Genomic DNA, 23,988 nt, shown 5'->3' on the forward strand with positions numbered 1-23,988 from the left:
AGTGCAGGTAACGCTGTACCTGTAGGAGCGGCCTTGCGTCGTATAAGGGCCGCAGCGCGGCCCCTGGCGTTACATCAATGCGACAGGTAAACAGTCAGCGTCTGACCGGGTTTGAGCGCATGCCCGCTGCGCGGGTTCCAGCGCTTGAGGTGCTTCATCTCGACATTGAAGCGCTTGGCCACGAGGTACAGCGAGTCGCCCTTGCGCACCTTGTATTGGGTTGAACGCTGCGAAGACGCCGCTACCCGGTTGCCAGCGGCGCTCGGCGCATTACCACCGCGCAGTGCCAATACCTGGCCTGCCTTCAGGCTGTTGCCCGACATGCGGTTCCAGCGCTTGATGTCCCGGACCGACACGCGGTTGGCCTTGGCGATGCTGCCCAGGTTGTCGCCCCGTTTTACCCGGTAGCTGCGCGCGGCCGTCGCGGGTGCCTTGGCTTCGGCCACGGCGCGGGCGAACACGGCCTTGTTCGGTTGCAGGCTGACCAATTGCTCAGGCTTGAGGTTGGACAGGCTGGCGGACAGCAATTGCGCCTTGGCAGTCGGTACCAGCAGCTGCTGGGGGCCGTCCACGGTCATGCGCTTCTTGAAGGCCGGGTTGAGCTGGATCAGCTCGTCTTCGTCGATGTCGGCAAAGGCGGCAACGCGCGACAGGTCGAGGCGATCATTGATGGCCACCGCCTCGAAGTAGGGTTCGTTGGCGATCGGGTTCAGGTTGACGCCATAGGCGTCAGGCGTGGACACCACCTGCGACAGGGCCAAAAGCTTGGGCACGTAGTCGCGGGTTTCCTGCGGCAGTGGCAGGTTCCAGTAGTCGGTCGGCAGGCCGAGCCGTTCGTTGCGTTCGATTGCACGGCTGACGGTGCCTTCACCGGCATTGTAGGCCGCCAGGGCCAGCAGCCAGTCACCGTTGAACATGTCGTGCAGGCGGCTCAGGTAGTCCAGTGCGGCGTTGGTCGACGCGGTCACGTCGCGGCGGCCGTCGTAGAAATTGGTCTGGCGCAGGTTGAAGTGGCGCCCGGTGGACGGGATGAACTGCCACATGCCCGCTGCATGGGCACGCGAGTAAGCCATCGGGTTGTAGGCGCTTTCGATGGCTGGCAGCAGGGCCAGTTCCAGCGGCATGTCGCGCTCTTCGAGGCGTTCAACGATGTAATGCAGGTAGAGGCTGCCACGCTCGCCCGCGCTTTCGATGAAGCGTGGGTTGCTGGCAAACCACAGGCGCTGCTGTTCGATGCGCGGGTTGACGTCGATGCTGTCCTGCAGGGCGAAGCCTTGGCGCATGCGTTCCCACACGTCCTGCGGCGCCTGCTCGGCCGGTTTGACCAGCAGCGGTGCCGGTTTGTGCTTGATCCGCGCTTGGTAGTTGTGCGCGCGAACGCTATCGGATTCGTCGAGCTGACGGGTGCTCTGGCAGCCCACCAAGGTGGCGGCCAGGGCCAGCGCACTGATCTGGGCCAGGCGCGTCAGGGCGACGGAATGAGAGGTTCTGCGGCTACGGGAAGGCATCGGCTGGGACAGGTTTCCGGGCGAAAAATTTCGGCGATTCTAGAAACCGCTACCCGCCGGGTCAACCGTTGTGCCGCACATGCGATATATCTTGAGGTTATCAGAAGGTGTCCTTCCAAGACCTCAAGGCAGCAAAAACAGCGACATGCGTGGTGTTTGAATGTCCCTTCCATTCGTCTGCTTTTTGTTTAACGGATGTTTCAGTCGTGCGAATAAAGGGGTTCGTCAGGCGTTCCAAGCCGATGGTTGATGGCAATGTGATGCGATTTTCGGCGCGCAGCTGGGTAACCTCGTCGAAGCGTTGCAGAACGTGCAGGTTTTGTGGTTCGACGGCTTTGGCAAAACGCAGGTTGCTCAGCGTGTATTCGTGGGCGCAATACACCTCGGTGTGCTCGGGCAGGGCGGCCAGGCGCTGCAGCGACGGGTGCATCTGTTCGGCGGTGCCCTCGAACATGCGCCCACAGCCGGCCGCGAACAGGGTGTCGCCACTGAACAGCAGGGGCGTTGCCGGTTGCGCCGAATAGAAGGCGATATGGCCAAGGGTGTGCCCGGGCACGCCGATGACCTGGAAGGGCAGGCCCAGTACCGTGATTTCATCGCCGTCCGCCAGCGCTACATCGCGGGCGGGGATGCGCTCGTTGGCCGGGCCGTAGACCTTGGCATCGGTCAGTTGCTTGAGCCGTTCGACACCGCCGACATGGTCGTTGTGGTGGTGGGTGACCAGAATATCGGTCAACACCCAGTCGGGGTGGGCCGCCAGCCATCCTTCCACTGGGCCGGCATCGCCAGGGTCGACCACCGCACAGCGGCGTTTGGCAGTATCCTGTAACAACCAGATGTAGTTGTCGGAGAAAGCGGGGAGAGCATCGATCTGTATCATGGTGCGGATCCGTATCGCCAAGCGTGGGACATGAGGGCATCTTAGCCGCGATGGCGTGGCGCGAGAACCTTCGAGGGAGAACGCAATGACCGACCAAGCCTTTGCCCAGGCCGACCCCGACTGGGTCGAGCTGATCAGCCTGGCCCGTGAGTGGTTCAACGGCCCGCTCGGGCAACTGATGCTCAAGGAAGAAGAAAAACTGCTGGAAGAAGAGCTCGGGCGCTTCTTCGGCGGTTACCTTGTGCACTATGGGCCCTGCGCCGAAGCACCGCCCAGCGCCCCTCAGGTGCAACGCAACGTACGCCTTGGGGCACCGCTGCCGGGGGTGGAGATCGTCTGTGAGGAGCAAGCCTGGCCGTTGAGCGAGCACGCCGCCGACGTGGTGGTGCTGCAGCATGGCCTGGACTTCAGCCTGTCACCCCATGGCCTGTTGCGCGAGGCCGCCAGCGCCGTTCGCCCGGGTGGGCATCTGCTGATCGTCGGTATCAACCCTTGGAGCGGTTGGGGCATGCGCCACCTGTTCAGCCATGGCGCCCTGCGCAAGGCGCGCTGTATCTCGGCTTCGCGGGTGGGCGACTGGCTCAACCTGCTGGGCTTCGCGCTGGAGAAACGCCGCTTCGGGTGCTATCGTCCGCCGCTTGCCTCGCCGGCCTGGCAGCAACGCCTGGCGGGCTGGGAACGCGCGGCAGGCAACTGGCAAACCTCGGGCGGCGGCGTCTACCTGCTGGTGGCGCGCAAGATGGTGGTCGGCCTGCGGCCGTTGCGCCTGGAGCGCCGCGAACCCATGGGCAAACTGCTGCCGCTGCCGCTGGCCAAGGTCAACCGTACGGCGGCCAATCCTGATTCTGAAAAGCACTGAACAAGAGTGGTACATGAGCGATAGCGTCGAAATGTTTACCGATGGCGCCTGCAAGGGCAACCCGGGCCCTGGCGGCTGGGGCGTGCTGATGATCTACAAGGGCGTCGAGAAGGAACTGTGGGGCGGCGAACGCGAGACCACCAACAACCGCATGGAGCTGATGGCCGCGATCCAGGGCCTGATGTCGCTCAAGCGTGAATGCGAGGTGGTGCTGACCACCGACTCGCAGTACGTGATGAAGGGCATCAACGAATGGATGGTCAACTGGAAGAAGCGCGGCTGGAAGACCGCCGCCAAGGAGCCGGTGAAAAACGCCGACCTTTGGCAACTGCTCGACGAACAGGTCAACCGGCACAAGGTGAGCTGGAAGTGGGTGCGCGGCCACATCGGCCACCCGGGCAACGAACGCGCCGACCAGCTGGCCAACCGTGGGGTGGATGAGGTGCGCGCCGCGCGCTGAGCTGGGGTACAATCCCCGGCTTTGTCACTTTTGTCACTGAAGCAAGTGGGAGCCCCCGCGTGGAGCAGCAGCAAGATAAACGCCTGGTCATTCTCGATACCGAAACCACCGGTATGCCGGTCAGTGAAGGCCATCGCATCATCGAGATCGGTTGTGTCGAGGTCATTGGCCGTCGCCTGACCGGGCGCCATTTCCACGTCTACCTGCAACCCGATCGCGAGAGTGACGAAGGCGCCATTGGTGTTCACGGCATCACCGACACCTTCCTGATCGGCAAGCCGCGGTTCGCCGAGGTCGCCGAGGAGTTCTTCGAATTCATCCAGGGCGCCACGCTGGTCATCCACAACGCGGCGTTCGACGTCGGCTTCATCAACAACGAGTTCGCCCTGCTGGGCCAGCACGACCGCGCCGACCTTTCGCAGCATTGCACCATCCTCGATACCCTGCTGCTGGCGCGTTCCCGGCACCCGGGGCAGCGCAACAGCCTCGACGCCCTGTGCAAACGCTACGACATCGACAACTCGGGCCGTGAGCTGCACGGCGCTTTGCTCGACTCGGAACTGCTGGCCGACGTCTACCTGGCGATGACCGGTGGCCAGACCAGCCTGTCGCTGGCTGGCAATGGCGCTGAAGGTGATAACGAAGGGCAGGGCAGTGGCGGCAGCGAGATTCGCCGCATTACCGGCCGTGCGCCCGGGCGGGTGATCATGGCCAGTGCCGAAGAGCTCGAGGCGCATGCCGAGCGGTTGGCGGCAATTGCCAAGTCGGCCGGGGCGCCTTCGATGTGGCAGGCGTTGACCGAGGCCTCTGCGGGCTAAACCCCAGCACACAAGGCCGCACCTGCAACTACCCTGAAAAGGACAGCCCGTCCTTCAGAGGTAGTTGCCTGATGTACAAGGACCTCAAGTTCCCCATCCTCATCGTCCACCGTGCGATCAAGGCCGACAGCGTCGCCGGTGACCGCATACGCGGGATTGCCGAAGAGTTGAGCCAAGATGGCTTCGCCATTTTGGCCGCAGCGGACCACGCCGAAGCGCGACTGGTCGCCGCCACCCACCACGGCCTTGCCTGCATGCTGATCGCAGCCGAAGGCGTGGGCGAAAATACCCACCTGCTGCAGAACATGGCCGAGCTGATTCGCCTGGCCCGCTTGCGCGCGCCAGACCTGCCGATTTTCGCCTTGGGCGAACAGGTCACCCTGGAAAACGCCCCCGCCGAGGTCATGAGCGAGCTGAACCAGTTGCGCGGCATTCTGTATCTGTTCGAAGACACCGTGCCGTTTCTCGCACGCCAGGTGGCCCGCGCTGCCCACAGCTACCTCGACGGCCTGCTGCCGCCCTTTTTCAAAGCCCTGGTGCAGCACACCGCGCAATCCAATTACTCCTGGCATACACCGGGCCACGGCGGCGGCGTGGCCTATCACAAGAGCCCTGTTGGCCAAGCCTTCCATCAGTTTTTTGGGGAAAACACCCTGCGCTCGGACTTGTCAGTCTCGGTGCCAGAGCTGGGTTCGTTGCTTGATCACACCGGCCCGCTGGCCCAGGCAGAAGCCAGGGCCGCGCGTAATTTTGGTGCCGACCACACCTTCTTCGTGATCAACGGCACCTCCACCGCCAACAAGATCGTCTGGCACGCCATGGTCGGCCGTGATGACCTGGTGCTGGTGGACCGCAACTGCCACAAGTCGGTGGTCCACGCGATCATCATGACCGGGGCCATCCCGATCTATCTTTGCCCGGAACGCAATGAGTTGGGCATCATCGGCCCGATCCCGCTCAGTGAATTCAGCCCAGCTTCGATCCAGGCAAAGATCCAGGCCAACCCCCTGGCCCGTGACCGCGGGCAGCGCATCAAGCTGGCGGTGGTGACCAATTCCACCTACGACGGCCTGTGCTATCACGCCGGGCTGATCAAGCAGACGCTCGGTGCCAGCGTCGAGGTGCTGCACTTTGACGAGGCCTGGTTCGCTTATGCGGCGTTTCATGAGTTCTTCGAGGGGCGCTACGCCATGGGCACGGCTTGCGCGGCCGACAGCCCGCTGGTGTTCAGCACCCATTCCACGCACAAGTTGCTGGCGGCGTTCAGCCAGGCGTCGATGATTCATGTGCAGGACGGCGCCAGGCGCCAGCTGGACCGGGACCGCTTCAATGAAGCGTTCATGATGCACATCTCGACCTCGCCGCAGTACAGCATCCTGGCGTCGCTGGACGTAGCCTCGACCATGATGGAAGGGCCGGCCGGGCGCTCGCTGTTGCAAGAAATGTTCGACGAGGCGCTGAGCTTTCGCCGCGCGCTGGCCAATTTGCGCACGCACATCGCTGCCGCCGACTGGTGGTTCAGCATCTGGCAGCCACCGACGGCAGAAGGCATCCAGCACCTGGCCGCGCAGGACTGGCTGCTGCAGCCAGGGGCAGAGTGGCATGGTTTTGGGGAGGTGGCGGGCAACTACGTGCTGCTCGACCCGCTGAAGGTGACCTTGGTCATGCCCGGTTTGAGCGCAGGCGGTGTGCTGGGCGAGCAGGGTATTCCGGCAGCGGTGGTCAGCAAGTTTCTCTGGGAGCGTGGGCTGGTGGTAGAAAAGACCGGCCTGTACAGCTTCCTGGTGCTGTTCTCCATGGGCATCACCAAGGGCAAATGGAGCACCTTGCTGACCGAGTTGCTGGAGTTCAAGCGCCACTACGATGGCAACACGCGGTTGAGCGCCTGCCTGCCCAGTGTGGTGGCAGCCGATGCCTCACGTTATCAGGGGATAGGGCTGCGCGACCTGTGTGACCAGTTGCACGAATGCTACCGCGCCAATGCCACGGCCAAGCAGCTCAAGCGGCTGTTCACGCGTTTGCCGGAGGTGGCTGTCAGCCCGGCCCGGGCGTATGACCAGATGGTGCGCGGCGAAGTGGAGGCCGTCCCGATCGAGGCCCTGCTGGGACGGGTAGCGGCGGTGATGCTGGTGCCGTATCCGCCGGGCATTCCGTTGATCATGCCGGGAGAGCGGTTCACCGAAGCGACCCGCTCGATACTCGACTACCTGGCATTTGCCCGGGCGTTCAACGATGGCTTCCCCGGATTCGTCGCCGACGTGCATGGCCTGCAGAACGAAAACGGTCGCTACACCGTGGATTGCATCAAGGAATACGAATGATCTCGACGCCGGTCTGTGCCAGCTCGAAACGGTTTTCGCCCAGGTGGTTGACCCGATCGCCGATGGCCAGGCGATAGGTGGTGATTGGCGCGCCCAATGTGCTGCCGTCGACTTGGAGGGTCGACTCTTGGAACTCGTGGACGGGGTAGATGCGGCCTTCGGCGTCACGGGCGTGGAATTGGCCGACCATTACTGCTGCCATTTGGGTGAAAACCTCTGAATTACGTAAGAAATGTCTGGAAACATAGACCGTACAAGATACCCGGAAGTTTTCGCCGGGTGGAAAAAAAACCAAAGCGCCGAGAAACGGTCATCTATAACTACAACGTCCTCTTAGCCAGCAAAGGTTGGAAATCGCCATGAGCCAGGTGTATTCGGTAGCGGTCGTCGTCGGCAGCTTGCGCAAGGATTCCTACAACCGCAAGGTAGCCCGCGCACTTTCAGAGCTGGCGCCGTCCAGCCTTGCCTTGAAGATTGTCGAGATTGGCGATCTGCCCCTGTATAACGAAGACGTCGAGGCCACCGCGCCAGCGTCCTGGAAGCGCTTTCGTGACGAGATTAGCCGCAGTGACGCAGTGCTGTTCGTCACGCCGGAGTACAACCGTTCGGTGCCGGGTTGCCTGAAGAACGCAATCGATGTTGGCTCACGGCCTTATGGCGAAAGCGCTTGGAGCGGCAAGCCGACGGCAGTGGTGAGTGTGTCGCCGGGGGCCATTGGCGGCTTTGGTGCCAACCATGCCGTGCGCCAGTCGCTGGTGTTTCTCGATATGCCTTGCATGCAGATGCCTGAGGCGTACCTGGGGGGCGCGGCGAACCTGTTCGAGGAATCCGGCAAACTCAATGATAAGACGCGGCCGTTTCTGCAGGGGTTTGTCGACAAGTTCGCGGCGTGGGTGAAGTTGAACAGGGCGGTCTGAAGCCCTGTTCAGGTGCGGGGGCGCATGGCGGCCCCGGCGTTTATCGGAAGCTGTAGGAAACCCCCGCATAAACCCCAAACCCTTCACCCGGCGTCGAGCGGGCAGTGTCCTGCCCGGCGTCGTTGTAGCCTGGCGTTACTGTCGCGGCGTAGCGTTTGTTGGTCAGGTTGCGCAGGTCCAGCCAGGTCTGCCAGTCCTGTTTCGGTGAGTCCCAGCCCAGGCGCGCGCCGAGCAAGGCATAGGCGTCGGCGTGATAGCTGTTGGCATAATCCACCTGCACCTTCGACGCCATCTGCGTGTTGACCCCGGCATAGAAGCCGCTGGGCCAGTCATAACGCAGCTCACCCTGGTAGTAGTGCATGGGGATGCCTGGCAGGCGGTTGTCACCGAACTGCTCGTCGTCACGGTAGTGGAAGTCACTGAAGGTGTAGGCCTGGCGCAGGCTCAGCTTGCCTGTGCCTGCTTGCTCCCACAGCGTAGTGTCCAGGCCTGCCTCGACACCCTGGTGCACGGTGTCGCTGGCATTGATCTCTTTGGCCGGCAGGCCTGGCACGATTTCCACGGCCAACAGTTCGTGGCGCACTTGCGAGTAATACCAGGCCAGGTCCCAGCGCCCCAACGCCGAGTCGCCGCGCGCGCCGAGCTCCAGCGTGGTGGCTGTCTGATTTTGCAGGTCGATCGGCTGCGTCGCTACCGGTGAGCTCCAGATCAGCGACCAGGGGTGTGGCGGCTCGACCGAGCGGCTCAGGTTGCCGTAAACCTGCAGTTGCGGGCTGATGTCGTAGCGCAGGCCCAGGCGCGGCGCGTAGTCCCAGTCATGCTGGCTGACCTTGCCACCCGTGAGCGGGTAGCTGACGTCGCTTTCGCGGCGGGTATAGATCATCGCCAGGCCGGTGGTCAGCCACAGGTCCGGGATCAGCTCCAGATCGTTGCCTGCATGTAACACGGTGTCCGAGCCCTGGTAGCTGAAGTCGCGGCTGCGTTCGCCGAAGTTATCGCCGCTGGTGCGGGCAAATTGCGAAGCACCACTGTTGGGCAGGTGTTTGGTGGTTCGCCAGCCTAGGGTGGTTTTGCTCTCGCGACCCAGCAGGGTGTCGCGGCGGAAGTAGTTCAGGGTGCCGCTGACATCGGTGTAAGCGACCTTCAGGCGCATCGGGCCTTCGCGCAGGTCCATTGGGAAGTCGTGATAGACCAGCCCGGCTTCCACCCGGGCATCGTCCTCGAGGTAGAAGGTGGTCTTGTTGGCCACCCAGGTGCTGCCCGGTTGCGGGCGGCTGTCGTCGCGCGCCAGGTAGGCCGCGTTGGCGGCACGCGGGTCATGCTTGATCTGGTCCTTGGTCAGGCGCCCGGCCAGGTCGTTCTCGGTTTCCCGGTAACGCAGGTAGAAACGCGTTTCCAGGTTCGGGTTGAAACGGTAGCCGACGTTCGCGGCAATACCTTTGGCACTGCCACTGCTGTGCGCCTGATAGCCGTCGTATTCCGAGTCGGTCAGCGCCACGTAGTAATCGAGGTTCCCCAGCACCTGCCCAGAGCTGATGTGCCGATGCTGATAGCCGCGGCTGCCGACCTCGTATCGCACCTGCAAGGGCGCGGCATCGTAGCCGGTATGGGTGACGTAGTTGATGGCGCCCCCCAGGGCCAAGGCGCCTTGATCGAAGCCATTGGCCCCGCGCAAAACCTCGGCACGGCTCAGCCACAGCGGCTCGAACAGCTCGTATGGGGTACCGCCTGGGCCGGTGAGCGGCAAACCGTCGAACATCGTGTAGACACCGGAACCGTGCGCCCCGGGTGCCCGGTTGATGCCCGACCCACGGATCGACAGCTTGATACCGTCATTGCCCGCCGACTGGGCGAACACGCCAGGCTGGTAGGCGAGTACATCCTGGTTACTGGCGACCCGGCCTTGCCCCACACGCTGCATGTCCACCAGGTTGCTGGCGCCTGGGATTTCGCGCAAACGCTCGCTGGCGGCCGTCAGTTCGCTTTGCTCCTCGTCGGTGATCAGCACCTGGCCCAACTCGACCGATTGTGCGGCCAGGGCCGGTGGCGTGGCGGTGATGGCAGCCAGCAGGCCAAGGCAAGACGAGAGGGGTAAAACGGAACGCATCGTACGACTCCAGGCGAAAGGCGAATGGACAACGGCGTTGAGACGAGCGAAACGGCGCTTGGAGCACGAAGAACTGCAGTAAATCTTGCGCAACCTTCGTCAGACGGTTTTGTAGGCAAGTTCTTTACAAGTTGCTTGGCTGGAGAGGGTGCGGGGGGCTTCGTAAGGTGTTTGTAGATCGGCAGTGATGCCTCTCTCAAACACTCGTGGAGTTCAACGATGAATGACAACGCACGACACTCGTCCGAATCCCTCTCGGATTCACCCATCCACCTGACGCCGCGTGAGCGGCAGGTATTGCTGTGGTGTGCCTACGGCAAGAGCTCGTGGGAAATTGGCCAGATACTGGAGTGCAAGGAGTCAACGGTGAACTTTCACGTTGCCAATATCTTGCGCAAGTTCGATGTGCCTACACGTGTGGCGGCCGTCATCAGGGCAATTCGCTACGGCATGCTGGCCGAGCAGTGAGGGGGGATGAACATGAATCAACGTACAGCAACTCATCTTGAAGCTGCTGCCGTAGGGCCCCGGTTCCCGGACTGCCATGACCCGTTCTGGCCGCGCCTGGAGCTGGCGGCATTGCGTGAGCGCTTGCAGCTTCGGCCCGATACCAGCCAGGCGCATTTCGAGGTTGCAGCACAATGCGCCGCTATCGATGCAGCGCGAGAGTTCGCACGTTGGCGCGCGGCACTGCGTGAGCGGGGCTATAAGCGTCTGGAGGATGTGTCCGGGCACGATCATGGGCGGGCACTGCTGGTTTGTTACACGCGCTTTGTAGAGGCCTCGATCCTGCGAGATCTGCGCGCAGTTCCCCAGCGGAAGGCGTCGCGCAGGGGAGGTGCTTATGCGTGAATGCACAGTGTTCGAGGGCCTGTTCGTGGCTGCTCTGGAGCTCGTGGGCATGGATGGCACGGTCCTGTTCAGCGCGTTGCTGGGGGCCCTGTTGGTCAGCGCGGCCCGAGACCGCTTGATCACCAATACATCCACGCGCCTGACGATCTGCAAGAAAGGGCTGCTGGTGTTCGTGACCGTAGGTGTGGGCCACCTGTTCGAGCCCTTGGTGACGTCCCTGGCACCCATGCTTACCCGTGGCATGGCTGCCTTCGTGGCAGCAGTGGTGGTAATCCCGATCAGCCTAAAGGTCATGGTTTCGCTGGATGCGCTGGACCCGAAGGAAATCATCCAGCGTTGGCGACGCAGAGGTTAACGGCTGATGGTGTCAGGCAGGTGTTTGGCAAGCGCGCTCAGTTGCTGTTCCAGTTGTTGGATACGTTGTTTGTCCTGGATGAGCAGCAGCACCGCCTGGCGGTCGTCTGCAGAAAGCGTGCGTAGCCGCTCGAGCATGTCCCGCTCCCAGTCATCCTTGTCAGCGTTGCGATGTTGTACGGGTTCACCCAGCAGCAGCCAGTCGAGGGAGCACGCATGCTGCCTGGCGATTGCTATGCATATTGAGTATGGAATGCTGTCGCGTACCTTCCAGCTGCTCAACGTCTGTGGGCTGATGGCCAGCGCTCTGGATAGCTCAGCATCGGTCTCGCACCCCATCAAAAGCTTCAGGCGCGTAAGTACAGGCGAGAGCAAGTTAGTACTCATAACAAATATCCATGTCTGGTTTAATGATATTCCATGGGCTTAAACTAATCGCTATGAATACAGCCCTGCGTTTTTAAGGAGCATTTCTGCAATGAGAAGCATCAAGCCGAAGAATACAGTCACTTATGCAGTAAATACTGACAAAACTAAACGATCATTCTCACAGATCAACAGCGTGTGTAATGCCAGCAGGTGCCTACCGTGAGTACGTATAAGCTGGTCTGCCCGCATTGCAACAGCCGTATGCGCATACGTACCAGTGAGGGGCGCCATATATTTCTTCGGGTCGCCTACCTGCAATGCACCACCGAGGCCTGTGGCTGGTCAGTGCGAGCCGAGTTTGAAATGACCCATGAACTTTCTCCCAGCGGGATGCCCAACCCTGAAGTCCACTTGCCATCGGCCAATGGCGACCTGCGCAGGGCCGCATTGCCTGAAGCGGTCGAGTAGGCAGCCCATTGGCGCAGAAAAAAAAACACCCCGCATGAGCGGGGTGTTTTGTATTGCAGGGCTGATCAGCCGATCAGTTGCAGGCCGGCCTGCTGAACCATTTCCAGCAGCGGTTGCGGGTAGACACCGAGCACGAAGGCCAGGATAGCGATGGCCAGCAGCATGACGCCGCCGGTGCGCTGTTCCCACTTCAGCGGGGCATCGTGACGACGCAGGTTTGGCTCGACCAGGTACAGGGTGACCATGACGCGCAGGTAGTAGTAAACGCCGATGGCGCTACCGATCACCAAGGCGCCGACCAGCCACCACAGGTGCGACTCGACGCCGGTGGCGATGATGTAGAACTTGCCGATGAAGCCTGCAGTCAGCGGGATGCCGGCCAGCGACAGCATCATCACGGTCAGCACGGCAGTCAGGTACGGACGGCGCCAGAACAGGCCACGGTACTCGTACAGGGCATCCGCATCACGGCCGCCGTAAGGCGAGGACATCAACGTGATGACGCCGAAGGCACCCAGGCTGGTGATCACGTAGGTGACCAGGTACACGCCCATGGCTTCCAGGGCCAGACCCTTGCTGGCGACCAGGGCGATGACCAGGTAACCGAAGTGGGCGATCGACGAGTAACCCAGCAGACGCTTGAGGTTGCTCTGGGTCAGTGCCAACAGGTTCCCGACCAGGATCGAGGCCACCGCGATCACCGCCAGAACGGTGCTCAGCACGCCGCTGCTGGCAGCAGGGGAGAGCATGAACAGGCGCACGACCACGGCGAATACCGCAACCTTGCTGGCGGTGGCCAGGAACGCAGCGACCGGCGCCGGAGCACCTTCGTACACGTCCGGGGTCCACAGGTGGAACGGCACCAGCGACAACTTGAAGGCCAGGCCGACCAGCATCATGCCCAGGCCCAGTTGTGCGACCAGGCTTGGCATGTTGGTGGCTGCCAGGGCTTTACCGATCTGGTCGAAGCTCAGGCTACCGGCATCAGCGTAAAGCAATGCCATGCCGAACAGCAGGAAGGCAGAACCTGCAGCCGACAGCACCATGTACTTGATACCGGCTTCCAGCGAACGCTTGTTGAAGAAGGCATACGCCACCAGGCCATAAACCGGCACCGACAGCAGCTCCAGGCCGATGAACAGGCCGGCCAAGTGGTTGGCACTGACCAGCACCAGGCCACCCAGTGCCGACATCAGCAGCAGCAGGTAGAGTTCTTCACGGTTGCCCGGGAAGCCTTTGGCGCCTTCGCCCAGGTAAGCGTGGGCCAGCGTGACGCAGGCCAGCGTGGCCACCAGGATGATCGCCATGTACAGGCAGGCGAACTTGTCGATGGTGATCAGCGAGGTGACCGCCAGGGGCGCGACCTTCAGTGCTGGCAAGATCGACAGCAAGGCCAGGTTCAGGCCCACGGTGGACAGCAGGAAGGTCTGCGAGTGGTTGCGCTTCCAGGCGATCGCCAGCATCACCACCACCGTGGTGATGGTGGTGATCAGCATCGGCGCCAATGCGATGAAGTGTTGAGTGGTGAATTCCATAGCGCTCTTACCGGGCCGAAGCGAGTTGAGTGAAAGCGGAACCAAGCCACTGCTGCACACCGCTCATGGTGGCGGCAGAAGTGTCGAGGAACGGCTGCGGGTACACACCAAGCACGATCAGCAGCACTGCCAGGCCCAGCACCATGATCAGCTCGCGGCCGTCCATGCCGGCCAGCACGGTGTCGCTTTTGCTTGGGCCGAAGTAGGCGCGGTGGATCATGATCAGCGAGTAGACCGAGCCGAAGACCAGGCCGGTGGTGGCGATCACGGTGATCCACGGCACGCTGGCGAAGCTGCCGATCAGGATCAGGAACTCGCCGACGAAGTTGCCGGTGCCTGGCAGGCCCAGCGATGCGGCGGCGAAGAACAAGCTGATTGCAGGCAGGTAGGCGATGCGGTGCCACAGGCCACCCATTTGACGCATGTCACGGGTGTGCAGGCGCTCGTACAGCTGGCCGGACAGGATGAACAGCGCAGCAGCCGACAGGCCGTGGGCCAGCATCTGGATCACCGCGCCTTGCAGGGCTTGCTGGCTGCCGGAGTAGATACCGATCAGTACGAAGCCCATGTGCGAAACGCTGGAGAAAGCGATCAGGCGCTTGATGTCGGTTTGCGCGAAGGCCAGGAAGGCACCGTAGAAGATACCGATCAGGCCCAGGGTCATGGCGATCGGTGCAAACTCGGCCGAGGCGTTCGGGAACAGCGGCAGGGCGAAGCGCAGCAGGCCGTAGGCCGCCGTCTTCAGCAAGATACCTGCCAGGTCCACGGAGCCTGCAGTCGGTGCCTGGGCGTGCGCATCAGGCAGCCAGGAGTGGAACGGCACCACCGGCAGCTTGACCGCGAAGGCGATGAAGAAGCCCAGCATCAGCACGTACTCGACACCGGCCGGCAATTCGGCCTTGAGCAGGTCGCTGTAGTTGAAGGTCAGTACGCCGGTGGTGTTGTAGTTGACCAGCACCAGGCCAAGGATCGCCACCAACATGATCAGGCCGCTGGCCTGGGTGAAGATGAAGAACTTGGTTGCTGCGTAGATCCGGGTCTTCTTGCCGTCTGCAGAGCTGTGACCCCAGAGCGCGATGAGGAAATACATCGGCACCAGCATCATTTCCCAGAAGAAGAAGAACAGGAACAGGTCCAGGGCCAGGAACACACCGACCACACCGCCCAGAATCCACATCAGGTTGAGGTGGAAGAAGCCGACGTGGCGCTGGATCTCTTTCCAGGAGCACAGTACCGACAGCACACCGAGCAGGCCGGTCAGCAGGATCATCAGCAGCGACAGGCCGTCGAGGGCCAGGTGGATGCTGATGCCGAAGCGCTTGATCCACTCGACTTTGTATTCGAGTGCCCAGGCAGGTTCGGCGCCCGGAGCAGGGGCCAGGGTGTAGTCGCCGGTACCCCACAGGTACAGGCCGATGCCGAGCAGCAGGGACATGGTCAGCAGCGCTATCCAGCGCGGCAGGGTGGCGCCGAAGCGCTCACCCAGCCAGCACAGGAAGCCGCCGATGAAGGGGATCAGGATCAGCCAAGGCAAAATCATGACGGGTTGGTTTCCTTTGGCAAAGTCGCAAGATTCATAGTCATACCGCGGCCACTACCACAGCGCCGAGTACCAGCACGGCGCCGACGGCGATCGAGGCGGTGTACCAACGCAGCTGGCCGGTCTCGGTCTTGCTCATGGCGACGTGGCCGCCACGGGCCATCCGAGGGATCAGGCCAATGCTGCGGTCAACCGGGTCCTTGCGCAGGATGTGGCTGATCAGCAGGTAAGGTTTGACGAAGAGCTTGTCGTAGATCCAGTCGAAGCCCCAGGCAGCGAACCACCAGGCCGACAGGACGCGGCCGATGCTGCTGTTGGCGACGGCGCTGACGAAACGACGCTTGCCCAGGAACAGCAGGGCCGACAGCAGGATACCGGCGATGGCGATGGCACCCGAGGCGATCTCAAGCGAGTGCTTGGCGTCGCCACCGGCATGGCCGGCGCTTTCAGGCAGTACACCGGCCAGTGGCGGGGTGATCCAGGCGCCGACGAAGGTCGACAGCACGATCAGCACGCCCAGCGGCAACCAGTGGCTGATGCCGTGGCCCGCGTGGGCTTCGGTCTTGGCTTCGCCGTGGAAGGCGATGAAGATCAGGCGGAAGGTGTACAGCGAGGTCATGAACGCACCGACCAGGCCGGCGTACAGCAAACCGGTGTTGCCGCTGGCGAAGGCTTCCCAGAGGATCTCGTCCTTGGAATAGAAGCCCACGGTGACGATTGGCAGGGCAGCCAAGGCAGCACCACCGACCACGAAGCTGGCGTAGGCCAGCGGCAGTTTCTTCCACAGGCCGCCCATCTTGAAGATGTTCTGCTCGTGGTGGCAGGCAACGATCACCGCACCAGAGGCAAGGAACAGCAGGGCCTTGAAGAAGGCGTGGGTCATCAGGTGGAAGATCGCCGCGTCCCAGGCGCCAACGCCCAGGGCCAGGAACATGTAGCCGATCTGGCTCATGGTCGAGTAGGCGAGGATACGCTTGATGTCGGTCTGAACCAGCGCGGCGAAGCCGGCCAGTACCAGGGTCACACCGCCGACTACGCCGACCAGGTGCAGGACGTCCGGCGCCAGCAGGAACAGGCCGTTGGTACGGGCGATCAGGTATACGCCCGCGGTCACCATGGTTGCGGCGTGGATCAGTGCCGAAACCGGGGTCGGGCCCGCCATTGCGTCGGCCAGCCAGGTCTGCAGCGGCAGCTGGGCCGATTTACCGACCGCGCCACCCAGCAGCATCAGGGTAGCCAGGACCATCCAGGTGTCACCCGCCTGGAACTTCTGCGGTGCCAGCACCAGCAGTTCCTGCACGTTCAGGGTACCCAGCTGGGCGAACAGGATGAACAGGCCGATGGCCATGAACACGTCGCCGATACGGGTGACGATGAAGGCCTTGAGTGCTGCGTTACCGTTGTTGCGGTTGCTGTAGTAGAAACCGATCAACAGGTACGAGCACAGGCCCACGCCTTCCCAGCCGAAGTAGATGAACAGCAGGTTATCGCCCAGCACCAGGAACAGCATGCTGGCGATGAACAGGTTGGTGTACGAGAAGAAGCGCGAGTAACCGGCTTCGCCACGCATGTACCAGGACGCGAACAGGTGGATCAGGAAGCCTACACCGGTTACCACGCCGAGCATGGTGACCGACAGGCCGTCCACGTACAGGGTGAAGTTCGGCGCAAAGCCGTCCACCGACATCCACTGCCACAGCAGCTGGCTGTACGCACCGCCTTCAGGCGGGGCGACGTTGAACTGCCAGATCACGTAGGCGGCTGTCGCGGCCGAGAGGCCCACCGAGCCGACGCCGATCAGGGCGGACAGGTTCTCCGAGAACCGCCCGCGCGAGAACGACAGCAGCAAGAAGCCGATCAGGGGGAAGACGAAAGTCAGGAAGATAAGGTTCATCCGCGCATCTCACTGGCAGCATCGATGTCGAGAGTGTGGAAGCGGCGATACAGCTGCAGCAGGATAGCCAGGCCAATACTGGCCTCGGCGGCTGCCAGGCTGATCACCAGAATGAACATCACCTGGCCGTCGGGTTGGACCCAACGGGCACCGGCGACGATGAACGCCAGGGCAGAGGCGTTCATCATGACTTCCAGGCTCATGAGCACGAAGAGGATGTTGCGGCGGACCATCAGGCCAACCAGACCTAAGCAGAACAGGATGCCGGCGACCGCCAGACCATGCTCGAGAGGGATAGCACCCATGATTTACTCCTTCGCCTCGTTGCGGCCCAGGTGGAAGGCGGTGACGGCTGCGGCGAGCAGCAGCATCGAGGCCAGTTCGACCACCAGCAGGTACGGGCCGAACAGGCTGATGCCCACGGCCTTGGCGTCCACGGTGGTACCGCTGATGGCTGCGCCGCTTGGGGTGACGAACAGCACGTACAGCAGCTCGAGCAGCAGCAGGGCGGCGAGGATCACCGGCCCGGCCCATATGCCAGGCTTGAGCCAGCCGCGCTCCTGGGCAACCGACGCCGGCCCCAGGTTGAGCATCATCACCACGAAGACGAACAGCACCATGATGGCGCCGGCGTAGGCGATCACTTCCAGGGCGCCGGCGAACGGCGCACCCAGGGCGAAGAAGATCATTGCCACGGAAATCAGCGAAATGATCAGGTAGAGCAGGGCGTGCACGGGGTTGGTGCCGGTCACCACCCGAAGGGTGGAGACCACGGCGATCCCGGATGCGAAGTAGAAAGCGAATTCCATCTTTCTGTCCTTATGGGAGCAAGCTCTTCACGTTGATCGGCTCGGCTTCGTTCTGTGCAGAGCCTTTCGGCTTGCCAGCGATCGCCATACCCGCAACACGGTAGAAGTTGTAGTCAGGGTTCTTGCCGGGGCCGGAGATCAGCAGATCTTCTTTCTCGTACACCAGGTCCTGACGCTTGAACTCGGCCATTTCGAAATCCGGAGTCAGCTGGATCGCGGTGGTCGGGCACGCCTCTTCGCACAGGCCGCAGAAGATGCAGCGCGAGAAGTTGATGCGGAAGAACTCGGGGTACCAACGACCGTCCTCGGTCTCGGCCTTCTGCAGCGAAATGCAGCCGACCGGGCAGGCCACCGCGCAGAGGTTGCACGCTACGCAGCGCTCCTCGCCATCGGGGTCACGGGTGAGGACGATGCGGCCGCGGTAGCGCGGCGGCAGGTACACCGCTTCTTCGGGGTACTGCAGGGTGTCGCGCTTGCGGAACCCGTGGGAGAACACCATGGCCAGGCTGCGCAGCTGAGTGCCGGTGCCCTTAACGATGTCGCCGATATACTTGAACATGGGTCAAATCCTCACTGGGCCGCGACGGCTGGCGTGTTGTAAAGCACGATCGCAGCGGTCACCAGCAAATTGATCAGGGTCAGCGGCAGGCAGAACTTCCAGCTGAAGTCCATCACCTGGTCATAGCGTGGGCGCGGGATCGAGGCGCGCAGCAGGATGAACAGCATGATGAAGAACGCGGTTTTCAGCGCGAACCACAGGAACGGCACCTGAGGCAGCAGGTCGAACGGACCGTGCCAGCCGCCGAAGAACAGGGTCACCAGCAGCGCCGAGATGAGGATGATGCCGATGTACTCACCGACGAAGAACATGCCCCATTTCATGCCGGCATACTCGATGTGGTAGCCGTCGGCCAGTTCCTGTTCCGCTTCCGGCTGGTCGAACGGGTGACGGTGAGTCACGGCGACGCCAGCGATGAAGAAGGTGCAGAAGCCGAAGAACTGCGGAATGATGAACCACAGGTTCTGGGCCTGGTATTCAACGATGTCGCGCATGTTGAACGAACCCACCTGCACCACCACGCCCATCAGCGCCAGGCCCAGGAACACCTCGTACGAGACGGTCTGTGCCGATGCCCGCAAGCTGCCCAGCAACGCGTACTTGTTGTTCGACGACCAACCGGCGAACAGCACGGCGTACACCGACAGGCCGGCCATGGCGAAGAAGAACAGCAAGCCGATGTTCAGGTCGGCGACGCCCCAGCCCGGTGTGATCGGGATGATCGAGAAGCCGATCAGCAGGGCGCTCATGGCCACGACCGGCGCCAGGGTGAAGATCATCTTGTCGACGAAGGGCGGGTTCCAGTCTTCCTTGAAGAACATCTTCAGCATGTCGGCGGCGATCTGGAACATGCCGAACGGGCCGACCCGGTTCGGACCGTAGCGGTCCTGCCACCAGCCCAGCAGGCGGCGCTCGACGAAGCTGAGCAGCGCACCGCAGACGACTACGGCCAGCAGCACCACGATAGCCTTGACGACCTGGATGATCACATCGATCACTTCGGGGGTGAACCAGCTCATTGTGCTGCCTCCTGCAGGCCTTCGACGGATGCACCGAAGATGGCAGGCGGAATACCGGCCAGGCCTTTCGGCAGCGCGACCAGGCCAGCGCCCAGCTCTTCATTGATGCGCAGCGGCAGACGCAGTGCCACGCCCGCCACGTTGAGGCTGAGCAGCGCACCTTCGTTGACGCCCAGGCGGTCCGCTTCGGACTTGGCCAGGCCAACGTAGGCAGCAGGGATGCGCTCTTGTACCGGAGCGGCGCGCGAGGAGTTCTCTTCGCTGCCGAACAGGTGGAAGAACGGCACGGCGGTCCAGGTGCCACGGGCCGGGTTGAACGCGCCCGGAATGGCGTTGAACCAGTTCAGGCGGTCGCCTTGCGATTCGATCAGGCGCACGCCCGGGTCACCGGCACGCAGATGGCCACCGACCTCGTCCTGGAACTTGTTCCAGGCTTGCGGCGAGTTCCAGCCCGGCGACCAGGCGAACGGCACTTGTTGGCGCGGTTCGACGGAGCCCGAGTAACCTTCCATCGAGAAGGCGAACGCGGTGTCCTTGTCTTGCGGGGTACGCGGCTCGTGCACGCTGATGTTGGCGCGCATGGCGGTACGGCCGGAATAGCGCAGCGGCTCACGGGCCAGTTTCATGCCCTTGATGCGGAACGCGGCGGAAGGCGCTGCGTTGACGATGCCAGCCAGTTGCGGGGCTGCCTCGGCGCAGGCGCTGGTGACGTGGTCCAGTTGGGTCCAGTCGACCGGCTTGTTCAGCAGGGTCGCACGCAGGGCGTGCATCCAGCGCCAGCCTTCGTGGACCAGGATGCTGCTGTCCAGGTATTGCGGGTCGAACACCTGGAAGAAGCGCTGGGCGCGGCCTTCCTGGCTGACCAGGGTGCCGTCGCCTTCGGCGAACGAGGCTGCCGGCAGTACCAGGTGAGCGCGTTCCAGGGTGGCGGTGTTGGAGTGGTCGGCAACGATCACGACCTTGGCTGCAGCCAGGGCGGCATCGACCTTGGCGGCCGAGACGCGGGTGTACAGGTCGTTTTCCAGGACCACGATGGCGTCGGCTTTGCCGCTGATGACCGCGTCCAGCGCGGCATCGACGGATTCACCGCCCAGCATCGCCAGGCCGAAGCTGTTGGCTTCAGGCACGACCAGGCTCAGCGAACCGTTTTTCTCGCGCAGCTTCAGGGCCTTGGCGATGTTGGCGGCGGCTTCGATCAGCGCTGGGTCGGCCAGCGAGGTACCGGCAACCACCAATGGGCGCTTGGCCGCGACCAGGGCATCGGCGATGCGCTGGGCCAGGGCCTTGGCTTCTTCGTCCAGGCCTGCAACGGCCGGGGCGCTCGGGTCGATGGCGTGGGCCACGGCGAAGCCGATGCGGGCCAGGTCAGCCGGGGCTGCGTGTACGCATTCTTCAGCGACGTCATCCAGCTTGGTTTCAGCCAGGCTGGCGATGAACAGCGGGTACAGCGCGTGCTGGCCGATGTTTTTCACCGCGGCGTCCAGCCAAGGCTGCACTTTCATCGCCTCGGCCATGGCTTCGGCCTTGCCTTTGGTGGCCTGGCGTACGGACAGGGCAACGCGGGCGGCGGTCTGGGTCAGGTCTTCGCCAAGCACGAACACAGCGTCGTGGTCTTCGATGTCGCGCAGGGTCGGCACCGGCAGCGGGCTGTTGTTCAGCACGTTCAGGGCCAAGCGCACGCGGGCCAGTTCGCCCGCTTCCATGCCCGAATAGAAGTAGTCGGCGCCGACCAGCTCACGCAGGCCGTAGTTGCTTTCGAGGCTGGCGCGCGGCGAGCCGATACCGACGATGGTGCGGCCGCGCAGCAGGTCGGCGGCTTTGTCCAGTGCGGCGTCCAGGCTCAGCTTGGTGCCATCGGCCAGGCGTGGCTGGCGTGGGCGGTCGGTGCGGTTGACGTAGCCATAACCGAAGCGGCCGCGGTCGCACAGGAAGTACTGGTTGACCGAGCCGTTGAAGCGGTTTTCGATGCGACGCAGTTCACCGTAGCGCTCGCCGGGGCTGATGTTGCAGCCACTGGAGCAGCCGTGGCAGATGCTCGGTGCGAACTGCATGTCCCACTTACGGTTGTAGCGCTCGGAGTGGGTCTTGTCGGTGAACACGCCGGTCGGGCAGACCTCGGTCAGGTTGCCGGAGAACTCGCTTTCCAGCACGCCGTCTTCAACGCGGCCGAAGTACACGTTGTCGTGGGCGCCATAGACACCCAGGTCGGTACCCCCTGCGTAGTCCTTGTAGTAGCGCACGCAGCGGTAGCAGGCGATGCAGCGGTTCATCTCGTGTGCGATGAACGGGCCGAGGTCCTGGTTCTGGTGGGTACGCTTGGTGAAACGGTAGCGGCGCTCGTTGTGGCCGGTCATTACCGTCATGTCCTGCAGGTGGCAGTGACCGCCTTCCTCGCACACTGGGCAGTCGTGCGGGTGGTTGGTCATCAGCCATTCGACGACGCTGGCGCGAAACGCCTTGGATTCTTCATCTTCGATGGAGATCCAGGTGCCGTCGGAGGCAGGGGTCATGCAGGACATGACGATACGACCACGGGTGTCGTTTTCGTCGGTGTACTGCTTGACCGCGCACTGCCGGCAGGCGCCAACGCTACCAAGCGCGGGGTGCCAGCAGAAATAAGGGATGTCGAGGCCGAGCGACAGACACGCCTGTAACAGGTTGTCTGCACCGTTGACTTCGAGCGCTTTGCCGTCTACGTGGATAGTGGCCATTGTTCAAAGTTCTTCGTTGGCCCGCGTGAGCGGGCGTGGCTAATGGAAATCTGTACGCCTGCGGCCCGCCGCGAATCGTTCGGGCCGGCCTGCAGGCTGGCGGGTGGCACGGACCACCCGCAGCTCATCTTGTTATGCGCCGACCACGATCGGCCCGCTCGGTACTGGCTTGGCCAGGTTCGGGCGCAGGGCATCGGCAGCACTGGCTGGGGCGACACCGGCCTCGAATTCGGAGCGGAAGTATTTGATGGCACTGCCCAACGGCTCGACGGCACCCGGTGCGTGAGCACAGAAGGTACGGCCTGGGCCGAGGAAGTTGACCAGGCCCAGCAGGGTCTCGATGTCTTCGGCGCGGCCTTGGCCTTGCTCCAGCGAGCGCAGCATTTTCACGCTCCACGGCAGGCCGTCACGGCATGGGGTGCACCAGCCGCACGATTCGCGGGCGAAGAACTCTTCCATGTTGCGCAGCAGCGAGACCATGTTGATGCTGTCGTCGACCGCCATGGCCAGGCCAGTACCCATCCGGGTGCCAACCTTGGCGATGCCGCCGGCGTACATCTGGGCGTCGAGGTGCTCGGGCAGCAGGAAGCCGGTACCGGCGCCACCTGGCTGCCAGCACTTGAGCTTGAAGCCATCGCGCATGCCGCCGGCGTAGTCTTCGAACAGCTCACGGGCGGTGACGCCGAATGGCAGTTCCCACAGGCCAGGGTTTTTCACCTTGCCGGAGAAGCCCATCAGCTTGGTGCCGTGGTCTTCGCTGCCTTCGCGGGCCAGCGACTTGTACCAGTCGTTGCCGTTGGCGACGATGGCCGGCACGTTGCACAGGGTCTCGACGTTGTTCACGCAGGTCGGCTTGCCCCATACGCCAACGGCGGCAGGGAAGGGCGGCTTGGAGCGTGGGTTGGCGCGACGGCCTTCCAGCGAGTTGATCAGTGCGGTTTCTTCACCGCAGATGTAGCGGCCGGCACCGGTGTGCACGAACAGCTCGAAGTCAAAGCCCGAGCCCAGGATGTTCTTGCCCAGGAGGCCAGCGGCCTTGGCTTCGTCGATGGCGCGGTTTAGGTTTTTCGCTGCGGTGGTGTACTCGCCACGCAGGAAGATGTAGCCGCGGTAGGCCTTCAGGGCGCGGGCGCTGATCAGCATGCCCTCGACCAGCAGATGGGGCTGTTGCTCCATCAGCATGCGGTCCTTCCAGGTGTTCGGCTCCATTTCGTCCGCGTTGCACAGCAGGTAGCGGATGTTCATGGATTCGTCTTTAGGCATCAGGCCCCACTTCACACCCGTGGGGAAGCCTGCGCCGCCGCGGCCCTTGAGGCCGGAGTCTTTGACGTTCTGCACGATATCGTCTTGCGACATCTCGCTCAGTGCCTTGCGGGCAGCAGCGTAGCCGTTCTTGGCCTGGTACTCGGCAAGCCAGACCGGCTCGCCGTCGTCACGCAGACGCCAGGTCAGTGGGTGGGTTTCGGCCGAACGCGCGATGCGGTTGGCCGGGCCGAAGGAAGTAATGGTCATACGTAACCCTCCAGCAGTTTGGAAACGCCAGCAGGCTGCACGTCGCCAAAGGTGTCATCGTCGATCATCAGCGCCGGGGCCTTGTCGCAGTTGCCCAGGCAGCAGACCGGCAGCAGGGTGAAGCGCCCGTCGGCGGTGGTCTGGCCGAGGCCGATGCCCAGTTCGCTTTGGATCTGGCTGACCACCGACTCGTGGCCACCGATGTAGCAGACCATGCTGTCGCACACACGGATGATGTGGCGGCCGACCGGCTGACGGAAGATCTGGCTGTAGAACGTAGCCACGCCCTCGACGTCACTGGCCGGGATGCCCAGCACTTCGCCGATGGCGTGAATGGCGCCGTCCGGCACCCAGCCACGTTCCTTCTGGACGATCTTCAAGGCTTCGATGGACGCCGCGCGCGGGTCCTCGTAGTGATGCATCTCGTGCTCGATGGCCGAGCGCTCGGTTTCGCTCAGGGCGAAACGGTCTGTCTGGATAAGCGTGCTGTTCATGC

Annotated in this window: 24 protein-coding genes; 9 read left to right on the top strand and 15 right to left on the bottom strand. The window is 62.9% G+C overall.

Features of this window, described 5'->3' with window-relative positions; all coding sequences use genetic code 11:
• Window positions 1-74 precede the first annotated feature (74 nt).
• Both QOS90_RS06680 and gloB read right to left on the bottom strand, forming a co-directional pair.
• Window positions 75-1,508 carry a lytic transglycosylase domain-containing protein gene (locus QOS90_RS06680; protein ID WP_027592830.1) on the bottom strand — a complete coding sequence of 478 codons (1,434 nt, stop codon included), beginning with the start codon at window positions 1,506-1,508 and terminating at the stop codon, window positions 75-77.
• A gap of 100 nt (window positions 1,509-1,608) precedes the next feature.
• Window positions 1,609-2,388, bottom strand: a complete 780-nt coding sequence (gloB, locus tag QOS90_RS06685) for a hydroxyacylglutathione hydrolase (protein WP_085272589.1) — start codon at window positions 2,386-2,388, stop codon at window positions 1,609-1,611.
• Between the two features lie 85 nt (window positions 2,389-2,473).
• Between gloB and QOS90_RS06690 the strand changes: the two genes are divergently transcribed.
• The 4 genes from QOS90_RS06690 to QOS90_RS06705 all read left to right on the top strand — a co-directional run bounded on the left by QOS90_RS06690 (window position 2,474) and on the right by QOS90_RS06705 (window position 6,846).
• Window positions 2,474-3,247, top strand: a complete 774-nt coding sequence (locus QOS90_RS06690; RefSeq protein ID WP_027592828.1) for a class I SAM-dependent methyltransferase — start codon at window positions 2,474-2,476, stop codon at window positions 3,245-3,247.
• A gap of 13 nt (window positions 3,248-3,260) precedes the next feature.
• Window positions 3,261-3,707 (top strand): ribonuclease HI, encoded by a 447-nt coding sequence (gene rnhA, locus QOS90_RS06695; RefSeq protein WP_027592827.1) that lies wholly within the window; start codon window positions 3,261-3,263, stop codon window positions 3,705-3,707.
• 59 nt (window positions 3,708-3,766) lie between these two features.
• Window positions 3,767-4,525 (top strand): DNA polymerase III subunit epsilon, encoded by a 759-nt coding sequence (gene dnaQ / locus QOS90_RS06700; RefSeq protein WP_085272590.1) that lies wholly within the window; start codon window positions 3,767-3,769, stop codon window positions 4,523-4,525.
• A gap of 71 nt (window positions 4,526-4,596) precedes the next feature.
• Window positions 4,597-6,846, top strand: coding sequence for an Orn/Lys/Arg family decarboxylase (locus tag QOS90_RS06705; RefSeq protein ID WP_027592825.1), 2,250 nt, complete (start codon window positions 4,597-4,599; stop codon window positions 6,844-6,846).
• On the opposite strand, the gene QOS90_RS06710 is transcribed toward QOS90_RS06705, so the two are convergent.
• Window positions 6,830-7,048 carry a hypothetical protein gene (locus QOS90_RS06710; RefSeq protein ID WP_027592824.1) on the bottom strand — a complete coding sequence of 73 codons (219 nt, stop codon included), beginning with the start codon at window positions 7,046-7,048 and terminating at the stop codon, window positions 6,830-6,832. The two genes, QOS90_RS06705 and QOS90_RS06710, sit on opposite strands and share 17 nt — an antisense overlap.
• A 157-nt stretch (window positions 7,049-7,205) precedes the next feature.
• Here QOS90_RS06710 and QOS90_RS06715 point away from each other — a divergent pair, with 157 nt between their 5' ends.
• Window positions 7,206-7,763, top strand: a complete 558-nt coding sequence (locus QOS90_RS06715) for an NADPH-dependent FMN reductase (RefSeq protein ID WP_027592823.1) — start codon at window positions 7,206-7,208, stop codon at window positions 7,761-7,763.
• Window positions 7,764-7,803: 40 nt separating this feature from the next.
• On the opposite strand, the gene QOS90_RS06720 is transcribed toward QOS90_RS06715, so the two are convergent.
• Window positions 7,804-9,870: a TonB-dependent receptor family protein gene (locus QOS90_RS06720; protein ID WP_085272591.1), complete on the bottom strand. Its 2,067-nt coding sequence runs from the start codon at window positions 9,868-9,870 to the stop codon at window positions 7,804-7,806.
• Between the two features lie 219 nt (window positions 9,871-10,089).
• On the opposite strand from QOS90_RS06720, the gene QOS90_RS06725 reads away from it, so the two are divergent.
• The 3 genes from QOS90_RS06725 to QOS90_RS06735 are packed head-to-tail and all read left to right on the top strand — an operon-like array spanning window position 10,090 to window position 11,077.
• Window positions 10,090-10,338: a response regulator transcription factor gene (locus QOS90_RS06725; RefSeq protein WP_085272592.1), complete on the top strand. Its 249-nt coding sequence runs from the start codon at window positions 10,090-10,092 to the stop codon at window positions 10,336-10,338.
• A gap of 12 nt (window positions 10,339-10,350) precedes the next feature.
• Window positions 10,351-10,722 carry a head completion/stabilization protein gene (locus QOS90_RS06730; protein WP_085272623.1) on the top strand — a complete coding sequence of 124 codons (372 nt, stop codon included), beginning with the start codon at window positions 10,351-10,353 and terminating at the stop codon, window positions 10,720-10,722.
• On the top strand, window positions 10,715-11,077 hold the full coding sequence (locus tag QOS90_RS06735) for a hypothetical protein (protein ID WP_027592820.1): 363 nt from the start codon (window positions 10,715-10,717) through the stop codon (window positions 11,075-11,077). The genes QOS90_RS06730 and QOS90_RS06735 overlap by 8 nt, the downstream gene beginning before the upstream one ends.
• Here the strand turns inward: QOS90_RS06735 and QOS90_RS06740 are convergent.
• Window positions 11,074-11,463 (bottom strand): helix-turn-helix domain-containing protein, encoded by a 390-nt coding sequence (locus QOS90_RS06740; RefSeq protein ID WP_027592819.1) that lies wholly within the window; start codon window positions 11,461-11,463, stop codon window positions 11,074-11,076. The two genes, QOS90_RS06735 and QOS90_RS06740, sit on opposite strands and share 4 nt — an antisense overlap.
• Before the next feature lie 201 nt (window positions 11,464-11,664).
• Here QOS90_RS06740 and QOS90_RS06745 point away from each other — a divergent pair, with 201 nt between their 5' ends.
• On the top strand, window positions 11,665-11,913 hold the full coding sequence (locus QOS90_RS06745; protein ID WP_081717454.1) for an Ogr/Delta-like zinc finger protein: 249 nt from the start codon (window positions 11,665-11,667) through the stop codon (window positions 11,911-11,913).
• 65 nt (window positions 11,914-11,978) lie between these two features.
• Here QOS90_RS06745 and nuoN read toward each other — a convergent pair whose 3' ends face one another.
• The 10 genes from nuoN to nuoE all read right to left on the bottom strand — a co-directional run bounded on the left by nuoN (window position 11,979) and on the right by nuoE (window position 23,986).
• Window positions 11,979-13,448 carry an NADH-quinone oxidoreductase subunit NuoN gene (nuoN, locus tag QOS90_RS06750; RefSeq protein ID WP_085272593.1) on the bottom strand — a complete coding sequence of 490 codons (1,470 nt, stop codon included), beginning with the start codon at window positions 13,446-13,448 and terminating at the stop codon, window positions 11,979-11,981.
• Window positions 13,449-13,455: 7 nt separating this feature from the next.
• Window positions 13,456-14,988: an NADH-quinone oxidoreductase subunit M gene (nuoM, locus tag QOS90_RS06755; RefSeq protein ID WP_085272594.1), complete on the bottom strand. Its 1,533-nt coding sequence runs from the start codon at window positions 14,986-14,988 to the stop codon at window positions 13,456-13,458.
• Window positions 14,989-15,028: 40 nt separating this feature from the next.
• Window positions 15,029-16,882 (bottom strand): NADH-quinone oxidoreductase subunit L, encoded by a 1,854-nt coding sequence (gene nuoL, locus QOS90_RS06760; RefSeq protein WP_027592816.1) that lies wholly within the window; start codon window positions 16,880-16,882, stop codon window positions 15,029-15,031.
• Complete coding sequence (gene nuoK / locus QOS90_RS06765; protein ID WP_008096201.1) at window positions 16,879-17,187, bottom strand: NADH-quinone oxidoreductase subunit NuoK; 309 nt, start codon at window positions 17,185-17,187, stop codon at window positions 16,879-16,881. The genes nuoL and nuoK overlap by 4 nt, the downstream gene beginning before the upstream one ends.
• Window positions 17,188-17,190: 3 nt before the next feature.
• Window positions 17,191-17,691, bottom strand: a complete 501-nt coding sequence (gene nuoJ / locus QOS90_RS06770) for an NADH-quinone oxidoreductase subunit J (RefSeq protein ID WP_027592815.1) — start codon at window positions 17,689-17,691, stop codon at window positions 17,191-17,193.
• A gap of 10 nt (window positions 17,692-17,701) precedes the next feature.
• Window positions 17,702-18,250 carry an NADH-quinone oxidoreductase subunit NuoI gene (nuoI, locus tag QOS90_RS06775; protein WP_027592814.1) on the bottom strand — a complete coding sequence of 183 codons (549 nt, stop codon included), beginning with the start codon at window positions 18,248-18,250 and terminating at the stop codon, window positions 17,702-17,704.
• 11 nt (window positions 18,251-18,261) lie between these two features.
• Window positions 18,262-19,269, bottom strand: coding sequence for an NADH-quinone oxidoreductase subunit NuoH (gene nuoH / locus QOS90_RS06780; protein WP_027592813.1), 1,008 nt, complete (start codon window positions 19,267-19,269; stop codon window positions 18,262-18,264).
• Entirely contained in the window at window positions 19,266-21,980 is a 2,715-nt protein-coding gene (gene nuoG, locus QOS90_RS06785) for an NADH-quinone oxidoreductase subunit NuoG (protein ID WP_027592812.1), read from the bottom strand. Before nuoG ends, nuoH begins: the two co-directional genes overlap by 4 nt.
• Window positions 21,981-22,112: 132 nt before the next feature.
• The gene (gene nuoF, locus QOS90_RS06790; protein WP_027592811.1) at window positions 22,113-23,492 is read right to left on the bottom strand and encodes an NADH-quinone oxidoreductase subunit NuoF; all 1,380 of its coding nucleotides are present in this window, start codon (window positions 23,490-23,492) and stop codon (window positions 22,113-22,115) included.
• Window positions 23,489-23,986: an NADH-quinone oxidoreductase subunit NuoE gene (gene nuoE / locus QOS90_RS06795; protein ID WP_003251433.1), complete on the bottom strand. Its 498-nt coding sequence runs from the start codon at window positions 23,984-23,986 to the stop codon at window positions 23,489-23,491. The genes nuoF and nuoE overlap by 4 nt, the downstream gene beginning before the upstream one ends.
• Window positions 23,987-23,988 lie beyond the last annotated feature (2 nt).

Origin of the sequence: Pseudomonas sp. LAIL14HWK12:I10, from assembly GCF_900184205.1 — a bacterium.
Classification (GTDB): Bacteria; Pseudomonadota; Gammaproteobacteria; order Pseudomonadales; family Pseudomonadaceae; genus Aquipseudomonas; species Aquipseudomonas kermanshahensis.

What these genes read in the sequence shown, in the direction of transcription:
- QOS90_RS06680 (WP_027592830.1), bottom strand. Translation starts at nt 1,508, where the DNA reads ATGCCTTCCCGTAGCCGCAGAACCTCTCATTCCGTCGCCCTGACGCGC.
- gloB (WP_085272589.1), bottom strand. Translation starts at nt 2,388, where the DNA reads ATGATACAGATCGATGCTCTCCCCGCTTTCTCCGACAACTACATCTGG.
- QOS90_RS06690 (WP_027592828.1), top strand. Translation starts at nt 2,474, where the DNA reads ATGACCGACCAAGCCTTTGCCCAGGCCGACCCCGACTGGGTCGAGCTG.
- rnhA (WP_027592827.1), top strand. Translation starts at nt 3,261, where the DNA reads ATGAGCGATAGCGTCGAAATGTTTACCGATGGCGCCTGCAAGGGCAAC.
- QOS90_RS06705 (WP_027592825.1), top strand. Translation starts at nt 4,597, where the DNA reads ATGTACAAGGACCTCAAGTTCCCCATCCTCATCGTCCACCGTGCGATC.
- QOS90_RS06710 (WP_027592824.1), bottom strand. Translation starts at nt 7,048, where the DNA reads ATGGCAGCAGTAATGGTCGGCCAATTCCACGCCCGTGACGCCGAAGGC.
- QOS90_RS06715 (WP_027592823.1), top strand. Translation starts at nt 7,206, where the DNA reads ATGAGCCAGGTGTATTCGGTAGCGGTCGTCGTCGGCAGCTTGCGCAAG.
- QOS90_RS06720 (WP_085272591.1), bottom strand. Translation starts at nt 9,870, where the DNA reads ATGCGTTCCGTTTTACCCCTCTCGTCTTGCCTTGGCCTGCTGGCTGCC.
- QOS90_RS06725 (WP_085272592.1), top strand. Translation starts at nt 10,090, where the DNA reads ATGAATGACAACGCACGACACTCGTCCGAATCCCTCTCGGATTCACCC.
- QOS90_RS06730 (WP_085272623.1), top strand. Translation starts at nt 10,351, where the DNA reads ATGAATCAACGTACAGCAACTCATCTTGAAGCTGCTGCCGTAGGGCCC.
- QOS90_RS06735 (WP_027592820.1), top strand. Translation starts at nt 10,715, where the DNA reads ATGCGTGAATGCACAGTGTTCGAGGGCCTGTTCGTGGCTGCTCTGGAG.
- QOS90_RS06740 (WP_027592819.1), bottom strand. Translation starts at nt 11,463, where the DNA reads ATGAGTACTAACTTGCTCTCGCCTGTACTTACGCGCCTGAAGCTTTTG.
- nuoN (WP_085272593.1), bottom strand. Translation starts at nt 13,448, where the DNA reads ATGGAATTCACCACTCAACACTTCATCGCATTGGCGCCGATGCTGATC.
- nuoM (WP_085272594.1), bottom strand. Translation starts at nt 14,988, where the DNA reads ATGATTTTGCCTTGGCTGATCCTGATCCCCTTCATCGGCGGCTTCCTG.
- nuoL (WP_027592816.1), bottom strand. Translation starts at nt 16,882, where the DNA reads ATGAACCTTATCTTCCTGACTTTCGTCTTCCCCCTGATCGGCTTCTTG.
- nuoK (WP_008096201.1), bottom strand. Translation starts at nt 17,187, where the DNA reads ATGGGTGCTATCCCTCTCGAGCATGGTCTGGCGGTCGCCGGCATCCTG.
- nuoJ (WP_027592815.1), bottom strand. Translation starts at nt 17,691, where the DNA reads ATGGAATTCGCTTTCTACTTCGCATCCGGGATCGCCGTGGTCTCCACC.
- nuoI (WP_027592814.1), bottom strand. Translation starts at nt 18,250, where the DNA reads ATGTTCAAGTATATCGGCGACATCGTTAAGGGCACCGGCACTCAGCTG.
- nuoH (WP_027592813.1), bottom strand. Translation starts at nt 19,269, where the DNA reads ATGAGCTGGTTCACCCCCGAAGTGATCGATGTGATCATCCAGGTCGTC.
- nuoG (WP_027592812.1), bottom strand. Translation starts at nt 21,980, where the DNA reads ATGGCCACTATCCACGTAGACGGCAAAGCGCTCGAAGTCAACGGTGCA.
- nuoF (WP_027592811.1), bottom strand. Translation starts at nt 23,492, where the DNA reads ATGACCATTACTTCCTTCGGCCCGGCCAACCGCATCGCGCGTTCGGCC.
- nuoE (WP_003251433.1), bottom strand. Translation starts at nt 23,986, where the DNA reads ATGAACAGCACGCTTATCCAGACAGACCGTTTCGCCCTGAGCGAAACC.